General features: G+C 39.3%; 14 protein-coding genes and 1 tRNA gene. 1 reads left to right on the top strand and 14 read right to left on the bottom strand.

The window, feature by feature from the left end; genetic code table 11:
* Positions 1 to 28: 28 nt before the first annotated feature.
* The 3 genes from NGI26_RS08870 to pbp2a all read right to left on the bottom strand — a co-directional run bounded on the left by NGI26_RS08870 (position 29) and on the right by pbp2a (position 3,051).
* Positions 29 to 100: transfer RNA gene (locus tag NGI26_RS08870), tRNA-Glu, on the bottom strand.
* A 66-nt stretch (positions 101 to 166) separates the two neighbouring features.
* A complete protein-coding gene (locus NGI26_RS08865) occupies positions 167 to 649 on the bottom strand; it encodes a sigma factor (protein ID WP_251938811.1) in 483 nt (160 codons plus the stop codon).
* Between the two features lie 179 nt (positions 650 to 828).
* Positions 829 to 3,051 carry a penicillin-binding protein PBP2A gene (pbp2a, locus tag NGI26_RS08860; protein ID WP_251938809.1) on the bottom strand — a complete coding sequence of 741 codons (2,223 nt, stop codon included), beginning with the start codon at positions 3,049 to 3,051 and terminating at the stop codon, positions 829 to 831.
* A gap of 88 nt (positions 3,052 to 3,139) precedes the next feature.
* Here pbp2a and NGI26_RS08855 point away from each other — a divergent pair, with 88 nt between their 5' ends.
* Positions 3,140 to 4,075: an RluA family pseudouridine synthase gene (locus NGI26_RS08855; RefSeq protein ID WP_353505228.1), complete on the top strand. Its 936-nt coding sequence runs from the start codon at positions 3,140 to 3,142 to the stop codon at positions 4,073 to 4,075.
* Positions 4,076 to 4,243: 168 nt separating this feature from the next.
* Here the strand turns inward: NGI26_RS08855 and gap are convergent, their stop codons facing one another.
* The 11 genes from gap to jag form a co-directional block, all read right to left on the bottom strand.
* Positions 4,244 to 5,254, bottom strand: a complete 1,011-nt coding sequence (gene gap / locus NGI26_RS08850) for a type I glyceraldehyde-3-phosphate dehydrogenase (protein ID WP_006151032.1) — start codon at positions 5,252 to 5,254, stop codon at positions 4,244 to 4,246.
* 154 nt (positions 5,255 to 5,408) lie between these two features.
* On the bottom strand, positions 5,409 to 6,710 hold the full coding sequence (locus tag NGI26_RS08845; RefSeq protein WP_251938808.1) for an ABC transporter permease: 1,302 nt from the start codon (positions 6,708 to 6,710) through the stop codon (positions 5,409 to 5,411).
* Complete coding sequence (locus NGI26_RS08840) at positions 6,679 to 7,362, bottom strand: ABC transporter ATP-binding protein (protein ID WP_251938807.1); 684 nt, start codon at positions 7,360 to 7,362, stop codon at positions 6,679 to 6,681. The genes NGI26_RS08845 and NGI26_RS08840 overlap by 32 nt, the downstream gene beginning before the upstream one ends.
* A 188-nt stretch (positions 7,363 to 7,550) precedes the next feature.
* Positions 7,551 to 8,462, bottom strand: a complete 912-nt coding sequence (locus NGI26_RS08835) for a helix-turn-helix domain-containing protein (RefSeq protein WP_251938805.1) — start codon at positions 8,460 to 8,462, stop codon at positions 7,551 to 7,553.
* A 130-nt stretch (positions 8,463 to 8,592) separates the two neighbouring features.
* The gene (gene adhE / locus NGI26_RS08830; protein WP_153224701.1) at positions 8,593 to 11,244 is read right to left on the bottom strand and encodes a bifunctional acetaldehyde-CoA/alcohol dehydrogenase; all 2,652 of its coding nucleotides are present in this window, start codon (positions 11,242 to 11,244) and stop codon (positions 8,593 to 8,595) included.
* Between the two features lie 299 nt (positions 11,245 to 11,543).
* Positions 11,544 to 11,957 (bottom strand): MORN repeat-containing protein, encoded by a 414-nt coding sequence (locus NGI26_RS08825; RefSeq protein WP_251938804.1) that lies wholly within the window; start codon positions 11,955 to 11,957, stop codon positions 11,544 to 11,546.
* Complete coding sequence (locus NGI26_RS08820; RefSeq protein ID WP_251938802.1) at positions 11,950 to 12,387, bottom strand: low molecular weight protein-tyrosine-phosphatase; 438 nt, start codon at positions 12,385 to 12,387, stop codon at positions 11,950 to 11,952. Before NGI26_RS08820 ends, NGI26_RS08825 begins: the two co-directional genes overlap by 8 nt.
* Before the next feature lie 48 nt (positions 12,388 to 12,435).
* Positions 12,436 to 12,756 carry a preprotein translocase subunit YajC gene (gene yajC, locus NGI26_RS08815; protein WP_251938800.1) on the bottom strand — a complete coding sequence of 107 codons (321 nt, stop codon included), beginning with the start codon at positions 12,754 to 12,756 and terminating at the stop codon, positions 12,436 to 12,438.
* A gap of 115 nt (positions 12,757 to 12,871) precedes the next feature.
* Complete coding sequence (tkt, locus tag NGI26_RS08810) at positions 12,872 to 14,848, bottom strand: transketolase (protein ID WP_251938798.1); 1,977 nt, start codon at positions 14,846 to 14,848, stop codon at positions 12,872 to 12,874.
* A gap of 118 nt (positions 14,849 to 14,966) precedes the next feature.
* Positions 14,967 to 15,587 (bottom strand): ribonuclease P, encoded by a 621-nt coding sequence (locus tag NGI26_RS08805; protein ID WP_251938796.1) that lies wholly within the window; start codon positions 15,585 to 15,587, stop codon positions 14,967 to 14,969.
* A 53-nt stretch (positions 15,588 to 15,640) separates the two neighbouring features.
* Positions 15,641 to 16,597: an RNA-binding cell elongation regulator Jag/EloR gene (jag, locus tag NGI26_RS08800; RefSeq protein WP_251938794.1), complete on the bottom strand. Its 957-nt coding sequence runs from the start codon at positions 16,595 to 16,597 to the stop codon at positions 15,641 to 15,643.
* Positions 16,598 to 16,607: the final 10 nt, after the last annotated feature.

The following is a 16,607-nucleotide window of genomic DNA, read 5'->3' as shown; positions in this document are numbered from 1 at the left end:
CCTATTTCCATCAACCGCGATACACTCATAGTCCGTACGGGATTCGAACCCGTGTTACCGCCGTGAAAAGGCGGTGTCTTAACCCCTTGACCAACGGACCTCGAGCTTTTCAACTCTTTCTATTATATACACTTTTTTTATCTTGTCAAGAACTTAAGATAATTTTTTATCTTTTTGGAGAAAAATCTCTTAGCACATGCTTTAGTTCTTTCAACATTGCTTTTCTTCCTTTGAATCGCTCATCAGCTAACAATCGTTCAAATAACTCCAATTTTTCTTTTCCTAATCCTGCTCGATATTCTTTAAGTACTTCTTGTAAAGCGTATGACTCATCTAACAGAAGTCCTCCTTCTCCTAATCGGTGGCTAATTTCTCCGACCTCTTCATATGCTTGTCGATCTAATCTTCTTTTATGACTTTCTTGCTTTCGGACTGCATCTAAAATTCGGTTTCGGAACTTTGTTTTGAAATAGGTGTAGAATTGTTTATCTCTTTTTTCGGTGAATTCCGGGTAACTTTCTAATAATTCGTTCAGGCAAATCATTCCCTCTTGATCCCAATCTTCTTTTTCCCATAGATGTAGATAGTACTCTTTTCGACACTTATGCACGATGGCTTTCACTTCATGGTAATATTTTTCTAACATCATTACCCTCCTTTTCCTTATCCAGTATATCACTGTTAAGCTCTCCAGATTTCTTTATTTTTTATTTTGCTTGTATACTTGTCTAAACTTATACTTGGGAAATTTTAACATTCCTTTTAGATTATTTTTCAGTCTTTTCAGGATACAAAAAATGACAAGAAATGATTCTTGTCATTCGAAGTTTATTGGAATAAATCTACGATTGTATCCCAGATTGTTTTGGCTTTTTCTTTAATTTTAGCATCAGAAATTGCTCGTTCCGCTTCATCAATAAGGTTCTTAGCTCTACTTTGGATATCATTTATAGAGTCATTTGACTGCCCTCCACCATTGTCAACAGACTGATTTGGAACATTTTTAGGAGCAATCCCATTTATTTTATAGGCATTTTCAACTGTAAAAGTACTTCCCGGTGTATAAGGAAGAATTGTTTCTGCCATACTTTTAAAAATATGAGCGGCGCCATTTGATGTTGATCCCGCTAGATAATGATTTTCATCGGTTGTCGGGAAACCAAGCCAGTGACTAATGACTACATCTGGCGTATAGCCGATAACCCACTGGTCACTCGTATACACTGGGTTAAAGGCTGCTTCTGTTGTACCTGTTTTCCCGGCCATAACATAACCATCTGGTGATGAACTTATCCCTGTACCATTTGTAAAGGTCCCTAGCATCATGCTAGTCATTTTATCCGCTACGGATTTATCTATCACTCGTTTATGAGAATTCTTATGAGTAGCAATGACTTGACCACTTGCATTTTCAATACGTGTAATGAAATGTGCTTCAGGCATCAAACCTTCGTTTGCAAATGCTGCATAAGCCTGTGCCATCTGGAGCGGATTTGTTTCTACACCACCCCCCAGAGCAACACCTAAGACACGGTCTACATTCGTCAAGTTTAGTCCGAATTTCTCGCCTGATTCAAAAGCCTTATCAATACCAAGTTTCTTAACTGTTGCTACAGCAGGAAGATTTAATGATTCGGCTAAAGCTTGGTACATTGGAACTTCAGGAGATGTTTTGATTCCTGCGTAATTATCTACCTTGTAATCGCCATACTCCATGGTATGATTATCCAACTCTTTATTAAGAGCCCAACCAGCTTCGACTGCTGGTGTGTAGACAACTAAGGGCTTAATAGTTGAACCTGGACTTCTTTTTGATTGAGTTGCATAGTTGAAATTTCGGAAACCAGCTTTATCATCCCCTGCTACACGACCAACAACTCCACGAACTCCTCCTGTTTTTGGCTCTAGAGCAACACTACCCGACTCAGCATGAGTTCCATCTTCTGCTGTTGGGAATAGAGAAGTGTTTTCATAAATGACCTGCATATTAGCTTGGTAATTTTGATCTAGTTCCGTATATATACGATAGCCGTTGTTCACAATTTCTTCTTCAGTTAGATTATACTTTTCAATTGCTTCATTAACAACTGCATCAAAATAGGATGGATATCGGTAGTCTGAAACTTTCCCTTCATAAGCATCTTGAAGCTGAGATGCCATATCAATACCCAAGGCTTCCGCTTCTTTGTTCTTATCAATATAACCAGCAGCCACCATGTTCTGTAAGACGGTATCCCTACGATTAGTAGAATCCTCAATAGAATTGATAGGGTTATATAATTCCGGTCCTTTGAGCATCCCTGCCAAGGTTGCGGCTTCATCAAGTGTCAGTTGAGAAGCTGAAACCCCAAAATATTTTTTACTTGCATCTTCAACACCCCAAACTCCATTTCCGAAGTAGGCATTGTTCAAGTACATGGTCAGAATCTCTTTCTTACTATATTTTTTTGTTAACTCCAAAGCTAAAAAGAATTCTTTTGCCTTTCTCTGAACAGTCTGGTCTTGAGAAAGATAGGCATTCTTCGCTAATTGTTGGGTAATTGTGGAGCCACCACCTGAGCGTCCGCCCGTTACTATTGCTAGGAAGAAACGGGCGTAATTAATACCATCGTTCTTATAGAAACTTCTATCTTCTGTAGCAATGACTGCATTTTGTAAATCTTCACTAATATCAGCAAGCTCAACATAGGTCCCTTTTTGTCCTGACAGAGCACCCGCTTCTTTTTCCTCCCTATCAAAAATCAAGGTCCGAGTTTTCAGGGCATTTTGTAGGTCGGTAACATTTGTTGATTTTGCCAAAGCAAATAGATAGACTCCGACAAACAAGCTGGCACTAAGTCCTAGAATCAGAAAAATTTTGGTCAAGTGATAGCGACGCCAAAATTTTCTAACAGGGCCAACTGTACTGGACTTCTTCCGCCCCCCTCTTGAACGTCTTAAATTACTTGACTCATTTTCTTCATAGTCAACTTCATTAATCTCTGTTTCTTCAATTTCAGATTCTTTCTTAAATAAGGAAAGAAATTTTTCAAATAATGTATCTAATTTCATGCGTATATTTTATCATCTTCCCCATAGGAAGACAAGAATTTTGCTGGTTACCCTGTCCAAATACACCATTTTTTGTTACAATATCTGTATGAAAATTACCTTTATAATCCCAGATTCTCTACCTGAAATGACCGTCAAATTTTTCCTAGAAGAACAGCTATTAATTCCTCGAAAAATCAGACACTTTTTGAGAATCAAGAAACACATTCTCGTTAATCAAAAAGAAGTCCATTGGCATCAAATGATCAAGACTGGAGATGAGTGTCAACTGATTTTCGATGAGGAAGATTATCCTACAAAAGAAATTGTCTGGGGAAATCCCAAACTGGTCGAGGAAGTCTATCAAGACCAACATCTAATTATCGTCAATAAACCCGAAGGTATGAAAACACATGGAAACCAACCAGAAGAAATCGCGCTTCTTAATCATGTCTCCGCCTATGTCGGGCAAACCTGCTATGTTGTCCATCGCTTGGATAAGGAGACAAGTGGTCTCGTACTGTTTGCTAAGAATCCATTCATACTTCCTATCCTTAATCGATTATTAGAAAAGAAAGAGATTTCTCGAGAATATTGGGCATTGGTAGATGGGGAAATAGAGACTAAAGAACTTATCTTTCGAGATAAAATCGGTCGAAATCGACATGATCGCAGGAAACGGATCGTTGACTCTAAAAATGGACAATACGCTGAAACCCATGTAACTCGATTGAAGTTATTTCAAAACAAAACCAGTCTCGTTCGCTGTAGATTGAAAACGGGACGAACTCATCAGATCCGAGTGCATCTATCACACCACAACCATCCAATCGTCGGAGACCCCCTCTATAATTCAAGCTCTAAAACTAGCAGACTAATGCTTCACGCATATAAACTGTCCTTTATCCACCCTCTGACTTTAAAACAATTAAGCTTTACTGCTCTATCAGATTCATTTGAAAGAGAAATAAAACAAAACGGGAGTGGGACAGAAATCGGTAATTCGTTAGAATTCGATTTCGTCGTCCCACCTCCGCACAGTTGAGTAGGGCTGTAAAAGCTGATGAAATCAGCGTAGTAGAGCCCACTCAACCACTGCGTCTTGCTCGACAATCCAAAGACAATTGAGAGGCTAGGACTTTTGTCCCAGCCTCATTTTATCCTATATACAAAAAAGCAAGACCAGTTGGCCTTGCTTTTATCGACTCAGAAATTATTTAGCAATTTTTGCGAAGTATTCAAGAGTACGTACAAGTTGTGCAGTGTAAGACATTTCGTTGTCGTACCATGATACAACTTTAACCAATTGTTTACCGTCAACGTCAAGAACTTTAGTTTGAGTTGCGTCAAACAATGAACCGTAAGACATACCTACGATATCTGAAGATACGATTGGATCTTCTGTGTAACCGTATGATTCGTTTGAAGCTGCTTTCATAGCTGCGTTCACTTCATCAACAGTAACGTTCTTTTCAAGAACTGCAACCAATTCAGTAACTGATCCAGTTGGAGTTGGAACGCGTTGTGCAGATCCGTCAAGTTTACCGTTCAATTCTGGGATTACAAGACCGATAGCTTTAGCAGCACCAGTTGAGTTAGGAACGATGTTTGCAGCACCAGCGCGAGCACGACGAAGGTCACCACCACGGTGTGGTCCGTCAAGGATCATTTGGTCACCAGTGTAAGCGTGGATAGTAGTCATCAATCCTTCTACAACACCAAAGTTATCTTGAAGAGCTTTAGCCATTGGAGCCAAGCAGTTTGTAGTACATGAAGCACCTGAGATAACTGTTTCAGTTCCGTCAAGAACATCGTGGTTAGTGTTAAATACAACTGTTTTAACGTCATTTCCACCAGGAGCAGTGATAACAACTTTCTTAGCTCCACCTGGGTGCAAGTGTTTTTCAGCAGCTTCTTTCTTAGCAAAGAAACCAGTTGCTTCAAGAACGATTTCTACACCATCGTTAGCCCAGTCGATTTGTTCTGGATCACGTTCAGCAGAAACTTTAACGAATTTACCGTTAACTTCGAATCCACCTTCTTTAACTTCCACAGTACCGTCGAAACGACCTTGAGTTGTGTCGTATTTCAACAAGTGTGCAAGCATAACTGGATCTGTAAGGTCGTTGATGCGAGTAACTTCAACACCTTCTACGTTTTGGATACGACGGAAAGCAAGACGTCCGATACGACCGAAACCGTTAATACCAACTTTAACTACCATTAGTGATTTCCTCCTTATGAAAATCATGAAAATTTTATTGTGAAAAGAGTAACTTGAATCACTACAAATCACCTTTCAACGTTCTTATTATATAACTATTTAGGCTAAATTGCAAGCGCTGGCCTTGATTTTCTATGTTAGTTTCTTTTTACACTTATTCATAGCGTAGAGATTCTACTGGATCCATTTTACTAATCTTACGGGCCGGAAAGTAAGCTGAAATATACCCAAGTAGTACGGCAAAAACTAGTGTGCTAAAAATAGAGAGGAAGTTCAATTCAAAAACTTTAGAGATAGATGGATAGAAATGATGAACAGTAACATTCGCTATACTTCCTAAACCTTGCGCAATCACAAATGCTATAAACAAGGCAATCATAACAATCCACAGTGCCTCATAGATAAAAATTCCTTTCACATCTCTATTTTGATAGCCGACTGCTTTCATGACACCAATTTCCTTTGAACGTTGCATGATATTGATATAAATGATAATGCCTATCATAACTGCTGCCACCACAATCGCTTGTGAAGAAAGCACAATCAGTAGTCCTTGGATGACACGAATAAAGGTAATCACAATATCAAGAACAGCCTGTTGAGAAAGAACTGTATACTTCTTATTTTTCTGCAATTCTTCTGTTACTGTTTTCGTACGAGATGGGTCTTTAAGTTCTAAAATAAAATAGGATACAGCCTTTGTGAATTCAGCTTCTTTTAAAATTGTTTCCATCTGCTTGGAAGCCATAAAACTATTACTATCTTCTGCATCATCTTCATCATTGATTACACGCACAATATGAGTTTGAAAACCTGCCAACTTGCTACCTTCAGCAGCATTTTCTACAATGGTTGCCGATACTGGTTTGCCAATAACATCACTAGCTGTCAGATTCTTCCCTGTTTGTTCATTCCAATTTTTGAGCAAACTCATCGGAATCGTTAATCCCTGCTCGTTAACATCCGTATAAAGAGAGCCTGCTAGCACTTTTTCTTTTTCATTGCTACTAACAGAAATACTTGTATCTTCATATAAACTCACGACTTGAGCATAAGAAGGCAGGGCTTGGCTAAAATCCACTTCGTGTCCGTCTATGCTAATCTTTGACATGGTCATACCAAAAGGACTCTCTAGATATTTAATATTTTCTTTCCCAATCGTATCTGTGATATAGTTCTTATCTTCTTGGTTCAGAAAACCTCTGCCAGCAACGCTGGAATTCAGTGCAATCTGAACTTGGGAAGGGAGCTTGCCACCATTGGTATTTTCATCAATCATCGAAATCAAGGCATTTCCTAGACCAAAAGAAATCAACACGCCTACAAAACCAATCGAGGTTGCTACTGCAATCAACAAGTTACGCCACTTTCTTTCCATAAAATTACTTAAAGAAAGTTTGAATTTGTTTTTAAAGGACAATCCTTTATTTTTTGACTTCTTCAACGACTTCACCATCCTTCATTTTGATAATTACATCTGCATATTCAGCTACTTCTGGGTTATGAGTCACAATCAGTACTGTTTTCCCAGATTTGGCCAAACTTTTAAATACTTCTAATACCATTTCTTGGGATTGAGAATCCAGCGACCCTGTTGGTTCATCAGCTACAATCATATCCGGTTGATTGACCAGAGCACGCGCAATGGCTACACGTTGCTTTTGTCCTCCAGAAAGTTGCTTGACATTTTTAGCCATAAAAGGTTCCATTCCTAAACTGACTAGTTGCTCTTGAGCTATCCTTGTCATTTCTTTATCGGATAAATCTTTGACATAGAGAGGCAACTTAACATTGTCCAAAACAGACTGGTGAGGAATGAGATTGAAGTTTTGAAAGACAAACCCAATGTTGTCTTTGCGGAATTGAGTTAATTCAACCTCCGATAGTTCTCTGAGAGACTCCCCTTTAAAATCTAAAACTCCCTCATACTCTCTATCAAGACCACTGATGATATTCAATAGACTGGTTTTTCCACAGCCTGACGGACCATAAATCGCCGTAATTTTTCCTTCAGCAATCTGCAGGTTAATATTTCTTAGAGCCTGCTCTTTATGTTTGCCGTCCAAAGCGTAAAATTTTGAAATATTTTTAATGGATAAAATGGACATTATAATCTCCTTTAATCACTTGTGTTATCGTGTACCGATACAAACTAAAATAAACAATGCTAATATAAATTATATTTAACAAAATCAGATTCAAAAGAAACAAGGAATTCCGTTGTCTTTTTTTAGAATTCATTGTAACAAAAAAGCGACATTCCCCCAATGACAGAAATGTCACTCCTATAAACCCTTCAACGATATCTTTCTAGATCCTCGGTCCATTCATTATCTAAACTAATTAGTAACTGCTCATTGCCAAACATCTTCGCCATCATTTTTGCTTCTTCATACTTTTGTTTGGCTGTATCATAATCCGTCTGAATATAATATTTCCACTCCACCATCAAGACAATCGGTTGTTTTTGAAAATCTCGTGTTTTCTGTCCTATTTTATTTAACGTTTCAACTGCCCTCTTAAAATAATGAAACAGTCCCATAATTTCTATACAAGCTAAAGAAGCTAACAAGGAATCTCTAAGCAAGTCCAAACAATCGAACTCTATCTTATCAACCTGAGAACTTAGTTTGTCATGAAAACAAAGAATGGTTTCATGCTCAGATTCTTTTATCTCACCCACATTTAAACCATCCATTAACTGACAGTTGAAATACAGTCTCAATTTCAAAAGGTCCTCAACTTTATATACATCTCTGGATAGTAAGTCTTGAAGACCGCCCTCAATCACACTGCTTCCATATAAGGAATTACTAGTCATTCTCACTGCATCTATAGCTTGAAGACAATCCACTAGCACTTTCTCATCACGTGGCAAATCATCATAAAAACTCTCAAAAATCTCATCAAAATATTCTTCCTTTTGTTCCTGCAACTCTTTGTCTCCATAGTCAGGATGACGAAGAAGAAAGTATTTTAATTCTTGGTAACGCTTGGGCAATTCCTTATAGTCTGGCATCAAGACATAGGATGGGATGTCTAGCCTATCTGCAATGTATTCTAGCGTTTTTATCGTAGGACGAAATTCTCCTTTCTCGATGCGGACCAACTGACGGACGGATAATTCAGACTCATCCCCACAAAAGACTGGACGACTAAGCCCTTTCTCCTCTCTAAGAAGCCGTACCTTTTCCCCTAAATCATTCATTTCTTACATTTCTCCCTCGGCTCGATACAAAAACTTTGATAGTCAAACAAACATATACGCTTATTATACCATTTCCAAAAAAGAATTACAAAAAAGAGACAGGAAATTCCTGTCTCTGGCTGATAATCAATTATTTACGACGTCCTGGTCTTTCTTTGTAACCATAGTAAGCATCTTCGATGATTTCTTGCATATGGTCAACCATAGGAAGACGTGGGTTTGCAGGTGAACATTGGTCTTCATAAGCAAGGAAGGCCAATTCACGTGAATGTTCTTTCCATTCTTTTTCGTCAATTCCTTGTGCTTTGAAGTTCATTTCGATACCTACACGCTCACCGAGTTCGTAAACAGCTTTTGCGTAAGATTCAACCCCTTCTTCTGGCGTAGAAGCTGGAAGCCCAAGCATACGAGCGATATCTTGATATTTCTCGTCTGCACGGTAGTAGTTGTACTTAGGCCATGTAGCTGTCTTAGCCGGGCGTGTACCATTGTAACGGATAACGTATGGAAGCAAGATTGCATTTGTACGTCCGTGAACTGTGTGGAATTGCGCACCAATCTTGTGAGCCATTGAGTGAGAAATCCCTAGGAAGGCATTAGCAAAGGCCATACCAGCGATTGTTGAAGCGTTATGCATTTTCTCACGTGAGTGGAAGTCTGCATTCTTAACTGAGCTTTCAAGGTTTTCGAATACAAGTTTGATCGCTTGAAGAGCAAGACCGTCAGTGTAGTCGCTAGCCATTTGTGATACGTATGCTTCAGTCGCGTGAGTCAATACGTCCATACCAGTATCAGCAGCTACAAATCCAGGAACTGTCAATACCAAAGCAGGGTCTACGATTGCCACAGTTGGTGTCAATGAGTAGTCAGCGATTGGGTATTTACGGTTGTTTGCTTTATCAGAGATAACGGCAAATGGAGTTACTTCAGATCCTGTACCAGATGTAGTTGGGATAGCGATGAATTTAGTCTTCTTACCAAGCAATGGGAATTTGAAGGCACGTTTACGGATATCCATGAATTTTTGTACAAGGTCACGGAAGTCCACTTCTGGTTGCTCGTAGAAAAGCCACATTACTTTAGCAGCATCCATTGGAGATCCACCACCGAGAGCGATGATTGTATCTGGTTTGAAGGAACGCATAATCTCAGTACCACGTTCAACTGTTGTGATGTCTGGATCTGGTTCTACATCTGCAAAGATTTGGTAAACAACCTTATTGCGACGAAGGTCAAGTTGTTCGATGATACGATCAAGGAAGCCAAGCTCTACCATAGCGTGGTCAGTAACGATCATGACACGCTCAACGTCACGACATTTTTGAAGGTATTGAATTGAATCACGTTCAAAGTATGTTTTTGAAGGAAGTTTCATCCATTGCATGTTATTTCTCCGTCTTCCGACTTTTTTGATATTCAAGAGGTTAATAGCGCTCACGTTATCACCAACTGAGTTGCGTCCGTATGAACCACATCCGAGTGTCAATGATGGCAAGAAGGCATTATAAACGTCCCCGATACCACCGAAAGTAGAAGGTGAGTTACAGATAACACGAATAGCTTTAACAGCTTTACCAAATTCTTTAGTCAATTCTTCATCAGCTGTATGGATAGCTGCTGAGTGTCCAAGACCGTTAAATTCAACCATTTGACGAGCTTTGGCAATACCATCTTCACGACTTTCAGATTTCAAAACTGCGATAACTGGTGACAATTTTTCACGAGTCAGTGGCTCGTTTTCACCAACTTCTTTACATTCTGCAGCAAGAATGTTTGTTCCTTCTGGAACCGTAAATCCTGCTTGCTCTGCAATCCAAGTTGCTGGTTTACCAACGATGTCAGCGTTCAATTTTGCACCAGCACAGTTTTTGCTATTTGCTTTCACACCGAAGCAGAATTCTTCAAGAAGGGCTTTTTCTTTTTTGTTTACAAAGTAAGTGTGATATGATTTGAACTCTGCTACGAATTCATCGTAAATCTCTTTATCGATGATAACCGCTTGTTCAGATGCACAGACCATTCCGTTGTCAAATGATTTAGACATTACGATATCGTGAGCAGCTTGGCGGATGTTAGCTGATTTTTCAACATAAGCTGGAACGTTACCCGCACCTACCCCAAGAGCTGGTTTACCACATGAGTATGCCGCTTTAACCATGGCATTACCACCTGTCGCAAGGATTGTCGCAACACCTTCGTGGTTCATAAGTGCACTAGTTGCTTCCATAGATGGTTCAGTAATCCACTGTACACAGTTCTCAGGAGCTCCTGCTTTAATCGCTGCATCACGAACGATTTGAGCGGCGTGAGCTGATGATTCTTGAGCCGATGGGTGGAATGCAAAGACAATAGGATTACGAGTCTTCAAAGAAATCAAAGCTTTAAAGATTGCTGTCGAAGTTGGGTTAGTTGTCGGAGTGATCCCACAAACAACACCAACTGGTTCTGCGATAAGAGTCAATCCTGTTACATCATCTTCTTCGATAACACCAACTGTTTTAGTATGGCGCATGTTGTTTACTACGTGCTCACAAGCAAATAAGTTCTTAGTTGCTTTGTCTTCAAATACTCCACGTCCTGTTTCTTCAAAGGCATGTAGAGCTAATTCTCCGTGAGCATCAAGTGCTGCAACTGAAGCTTTTGCTACGATATAATCGACTTGATCTTGGTCGAGTTTACGCATTTCTTCAAGGGCAACCAAAGCTTTTTGCACCAAACCATCGACATGCTTTTCAGCAGCAAGTTTCTTTTCCTCTGGTGTTACAGTTTTTTTATCAGCCATATTTTCCTCCATAGCTTTCAAGGATTGTAAATCCTTTGTTAATTTTTTCACAATCTTATTATAACTCTTTTTTCAAGATTTGTAAACAGTTTCATAGAAATTTCACAAACTTTTTTTGTTTGCTTGTGAAAACAGTTTTGAACACACCTACAAATACACTTTTGCGCATACACTTTGTGAATAATTCAATAAAATTTTTATTTTTCACAAACTTCATTGTAAAAAGGTATTGGAAAGCAACCCAATTTCCATGTAAGCGCTTTCCTAGCGCGCAGTATAATACCCCCTCTAAGAGGAGGTTATTGCGCTTGTTGAAAGAGACCTTGTTTAAAATCACCTTCATAGACTACTTCTTGCTCGGTAGTCAGTTTTCCTTTACCTTCAGCCTGGCCATTAACAAAGTCACCTTCATAAACCCAGCCTTCCTTAGCTTGGTAGGTTCCTTTGCCGTTAAATGCGCCATTTTTGAATTCCCCAGTGTAGGTATCACCATTTGAGAAAGTCATGGTTCCTTTGCCATTCATCTTTCCACGAACGATACTTCCGTCATATACTAAGGAATCGCCATCCAATTTTAATACTCCTTGCTTAGGCATGTTCCCTACAAATACGAATATCGCGCAAAGAGCTATGACCACTACTGTCGCAATTTCTAAACGAGGACGTGTTATATAGACACTGTATCTATCATAGAATTTCTTTAAATTATCCATTTTTTGCCTCATTTTCTAAACGTGCTAGCCAAGCTTTACAACCTGTTAAAACCCGATCATAAGTTTCATCAAAATCCCCTGTATACCAAGGATCCGGAACACCTTCAGAAGCGAATGTCTCTATCTTGTGCTTCTGGCTTTGAGGACACATGCGAGTCAGATCGAGAAGATTAGACTCATCCATTCCAATGATATAATCAAAATATTCAAAATCATCTTTAGAGATTTGTTGCGATGTTTTTAATGAATCATAAGGAATCTCGTGAGATTTAAAGATTTCTTGAGTCCCTTCGTGAATTGGATTCCCGTGTTCCCAAGAAGAAGTTGCTCTACTTTCAATCTCATAATCATCGGTTAAAGATTTCATAACAAATTCTGCCATAGGACTACGGCAAATATTACCAAGACATACAAAAACAACTTTCTTCATTATTATTCCCCATCTTCATAGAAAAAGGGGTATGAGATCCACCCCGTTTTATTCTTCAATTGCGCTTTCACCATCAACAACTGTACCTTCAGGTGTGACAGCTTCTTTAACTGGCAAAACTGTTCTAATTGCTCCTAATTCGAAAGTCAAGTAAACTCCGTCTACATCAAGTACAATCGTTTTGTTTTCGGTATCAACTTCATCAACTGTACCGTATAAACCACCGATAGTAATAACTTCGTAGCCTTTTTGAAGTTTGTTGAGACTCTCCATGCGTTTTTCAGCTTGTTTCTTTTGAGAACGTTGCATAAAGAACATCAATCCAAACATGACTACAAGCATAATCACAAATGTTAAATTTGGATTCATAGTATTTTCTCCTTTGTAATTCAGATAAAACTACTATATCAAATTTAAACTATTTTTACAAGATTACACCTTGGTTTTAGGTTAATAAAAAATCAGAGCTTTGCTCTGATTTTTATTATTTCAAGTTGTTTACAATTTTCACTAAGTTTTCAACTGTAAATCCATATTCTGCCAAAACTTTTGGAGCTGGTGCAGATGCTCCAAAGGTATCAATACCGAGAACTGCTCCATCAAGACCAACGTATTTGTACCAGTTTTGAGTTGCTCCCATTTCGACTGCCACACGGCGTCGAACTGCATTTGGTAGGATTTCTTCTTTGTATGCTGCATCTTGTGCATCAAAAACATCTGTAGATGGCATGCTGACTACACGAACTTTTCCACCTTGACTTGCTAATTCCTTAGCAGCCGCAACAGCAAGATTCACTTCTGAACCTGTTGCAATCAAAATCGTGTCAAAGTCTGCCGCATTTTCGTAGACAACATATGCACCTTTTGCAACTTTATCAAAGTCTGTTCCTTCCTCAACAGTCAAGTTTTGGCGTGTCAAGACAAGGGCAGTTGGTGTCTTTTCGCTTTTCACCGCAAGGTACCAAGCTGCTTGAGTTTCACGCGCATCTGCTGGACGGAAAACATTAAGGTTTGGAATCGCACGAAGTCCTGCTAAGTGCTCTATTGGTTCGTGAGTTGGTCCATCTTCACCAACCGCGATTGAATCGTGTGTGAAGACATAGGTTACAGGAAGACCTTGTAAGGCTGACAAACGAACTGCTGCTTTAAGATAGTCTGAGAAGACGAAGAAAGTTCCTCCGTAAACACGAAGACCACCGTGAAGAGCCATTCCGTTCAAGACAGTACCCATTGCAAATTCACGAACACCAAATTGAATGTTACGATTCAAGCGATTTGCATCATCTTGAAGTCCATCAGTTTTGATGTAAGTCATATTTGAATGAGCAAGGTCAGCTGACCCACCCAAGAAGGTTGGCAATTTAGCAGCCACAACATTCAAAGCATCTTGACTTGAGTTACGAGTTGCTTGAGAGAAACCATTTTCTAAGGCTGGGAAGTCTTCTGGAGTCAATTCAACTGGATCGTGCCCTTCGATGATTGCTTCCACTTCTGCAGCAAGTTCTGGGTGAGCTTCTTTGTAATCTGCAACTAGTTTTGTCCACGCATCATAAGCTGAAGCACCACGGTCTGCAACATTCTCTTTAAAGTCTGCGTATACTTCTGCTGGAATTTCAAACGGTTCGTAGTCCCAACCAAGTGCTTGGCGAGTTGCAGCAGTTTCATCAGCTCCAAGAGGGGCACCGTGTACAGCATTCGTTCCTTGTTTGTTTGGAGAACCATAACCAATAACTGTTTTGACTTCAATCAAAGATGGCTTTCCTGAAGCCTTAGCTTCTTCAATAGCAGCATGAATAGCTTCAAGATCGGTTCCATCTTCAACCAAGGCTGTATGCCAACCATAAGCCTTGTAACGATCACGAACACTTTCTGTGAATGAATCTTTTGTCTCACCATCCAGGTTGATATCATTTGAATCATAAAGAACAACCAACTTGTCAAGTTTTTGCAAGCCTGCATATGAAGCTGCCTCGCTTGAAACACCTTCCATCAAATCACCGTCTCCACAGATAACATATGTGTAGTGATCAAAGATATTATATCCTTCACGGTTATACTTAGCTGCAAGGAAACGTTCTGCTTGTGCAAAACCTGTCGCAGTTGCAATCCCTTGTCCTAGAGGTCCTGTTGTTGCATCAACCCCTGCAGTATGCCCAAATTCTGGGTGACCTGGTGTTTTAGAGCCCCATTGACGGAAGTTCTTTACCTCATTCATACTCACATCTTCAAAACCAGAAAGATGAAGAAGGGCATAAAGGAGCATTGAACCATGACCTGCTGAAAGAATAAAACGGTCGCGGTTGATCCAGTTTGGTTGAGCTGGATTGATACGAAGTTCTTTAGTGAATAGGCTGTATGCCATCGGAGCAGCACCCATGACCACCCCTGGGTGTCCTGAGTTTGCTTTGTTGATAGCATCAATACCTAGAAAACGAATCGCATTAACAGATAAATTTGACATAGAATTTCCTTTCTCTTTGAGGTGATAAGTATACCACGTATCCTATTTTACTATTATATGAAAAAATACCTAGAATAGCAATAAAACAATTTACTATAAAATGACTCACCCGATTAGGTTAATTTCGAGTCGCTTGATAGTAAGGTAATAATGTTTCAAAACTTCTATCAAGTTCATGTAAAATCTTAGCCAGAGATTCTTCATTGGTTACTGAAACATCAGCTTTTACTAGAACCTTACGAATCTCCCGGCTGGATAATTGTTGCCTCAAAAGTTGTCTATGTCCCTCGGTAGCTTGCACTCGGTAACTCTCATCGTTTTTTTGAACCCAATAATAAATCCCCTCAACCACCGGCACATCCAAGACTTTAGCCTGTTTTGATAAGGTTCCTTCATCTTTCTTTCTCTCTATAAAGCTGACTTCTAGGGAAATACCAAAATCATTCGGATTTCCAAATATACGGAGCGCCATCATTGGCTCTGATACTTGACCTTCTCGCTGTAGATAAGCCCAAAAATGTGGTCGTAATCTTTGCGCTTGATTCATCCATTGACTGGTTGGATGTAAATCCCAATCAGAATGCCTCTCTTGAAAACATTTGGCTATTTGAGTAAATCTTTTTCGTGCTTCCTGCCCTTTTTTACGCAAGGCAATCATTTTATCCTTTTCATCTCCAACTTTGTCGGGATTTCGATACTGCACCCCTTGATAAGTGAGATAATCCTTTATTTCTTTCATTTGACACCTGCTATAGTTAGAAAAAAATCAGGAAAAGCCTGATTTTTCATTTTTTATTCTGTATCAACTACAACGTAACGATTTGGCTCGTCACCTTCAGAGTAGCTCGTCACACCTTCCATTCGTGAGATAATACGGTGGATAATTTTACGTTCGCTACTTGACATCGGATCCGTCATTTGACTACGCCCTTCTTCCAAGACACGTGTCGCTAATTTTTGGGCATAGCTCTGCAAAACTTCTGCACGATGCTCTACATAGTCATTAACGTTGATGGTAATATAGAAGGTTCTTGAATAACGATTATAAAGATAATTTTGTGCTAGAAGTTGGAGAGATTTCAAGACCTTACCGTGGTAACCGATAATACGACCCGGTTCATTGGTATCAATTTGCATATTGATCGAACGACGGTTAGAGGTGCTAGAAATAGTTCCCTCAACATCCATATCATCAATAATCGCCTGGACGTAGTTAGTGACTTCTTCAACAACCTTTTCGGTATCGTAAGTTGGCTCGACTTTTAAACCAAGATTTTCTAAATCACTGTCCTTTTCAGCATCAACTTCATCTTGAGCTTCTTCAGGTTGCAATTCCTTTAAAACTTCAATATGACCTGTTTCTTCTAAAATCGTGCTAGCTTCTTTATCATTCTTAAGAATTTCAGCCTTGACTTCTTCAGAAATTTCTTGGCCTTCTTCTTCAATTTTCTTGATAGCTGCAACTACATGTCCCAAATCAACTGTCGCTTCGCTAACGGTTTTAACTGGATCGTTTTGATCATTAATTTCTTTAGGAACACCTTTGATTGCCTGCTGATTTGCTTTTACAACGGTTGTCTCACTGATTGCTTCGATATCAACTTGAGCTAGTTTTTTACCAAAAAGTCCAAAAAATCCTTTTTTCTCTCTCGAAACAACTTTGATATGAGCCTTCATTCTAGGAATATTTAATTCATTCAATCCATTTTGGATTGCTTCTTCAACTGTTGAACCTGTAAATAATACCATTATCAGATTT

The sequence above is a fragment of the Streptococcus sp. Marseille-Q0941 genome (assembly GCF_943736975.1).
Classification (GTDB): domain Bacteria; phylum Bacillota; class Bacilli; order Lactobacillales; family Streptococcaceae; genus Streptococcus.
This window is presented reverse-complemented; position numbering and strand designations above follow the sequence as displayed.

Coding starts and splice junctions, on each gene's coding strand:
- yajC (WP_251938800.1), bottom strand. CDS start 12,756: ATGAATCCAAATTTAACATTTGTGATTATGCTTGTAGTCATGTTTGGA.
- NGI26_RS08805 (WP_251938796.1), bottom strand. CDS start 15,587: ATGAAAGAAATAAAGGATTATCTCACTTATCAAGGGGTGCAGTATCGA.
- jag (WP_251938794.1), bottom strand. CDS start 16,597: ATGGTATTATTTACAGGTTCAACAGTTGAAGAAGCAATCCAAAATGGA.
- adhE (WP_153224701.1), bottom strand. CDS start 11,244: ATGGCTGATAAAAAAACTGTAACACCAGAGGAAAAGAAACTTGCTGCT.
- NGI26_RS08825 (WP_251938804.1), bottom strand. CDS start 11,957: ATGGATAATTTAAAGAAATTCTATGATAGATACAGTGTCTATATAACA.
- NGI26_RS08820 (WP_251938802.1), bottom strand. CDS start 12,387: ATGAAGAAAGTTGTTTTTGTATGTCTTGGTAATATTTGCCGTAGTCCT.
- NGI26_RS08835 (WP_251938805.1), bottom strand. CDS start 8,462: ATGAATGATTTAGGGGAAAAGGTACGGCTTCTTAGAGAGGAGAAAGGG.
- NGI26_RS08855 (WP_353505228.1), top strand. CDS start 3,140: ATGAAAATTACCTTTATAATCCCAGATTCTCTACCTGAAATGACCGTC.
- NGI26_RS08845 (WP_251938808.1), bottom strand. CDS start 6,710: ATGGTGAAGTCGTTGAAGAAGTCAAAAAATAAAGGATTGTCCTTTAAA.
- gap (WP_006151032.1), bottom strand. CDS start 5,254: ATGGTAGTTAAAGTTGGTATTAACGGTTTCGGTCGTATCGGACGTCTT.
- NGI26_RS08865 (WP_251938811.1), bottom strand. CDS start 649: ATGATGTTAGAAAAATATTACCATGAAGTGAAAGCCATCGTGCATAAG.
- NGI26_RS08840 (WP_251938807.1), bottom strand. CDS start 7,362: ATGTCCATTTTATCCATTAAAAATATTTCAAAATTTTACGCTTTGGAC.
- tkt (WP_251938798.1), bottom strand. CDS start 14,848: ATGTCAAATTTATCTGTTAATGCGATTCGTTTTCTAGGTATTGATGCT.
- pbp2a (WP_251938809.1), bottom strand. CDS start 3,051: ATGAAATTAGATACATTATTTGAAAAATTTCTTTCCTTATTTAAGAAA.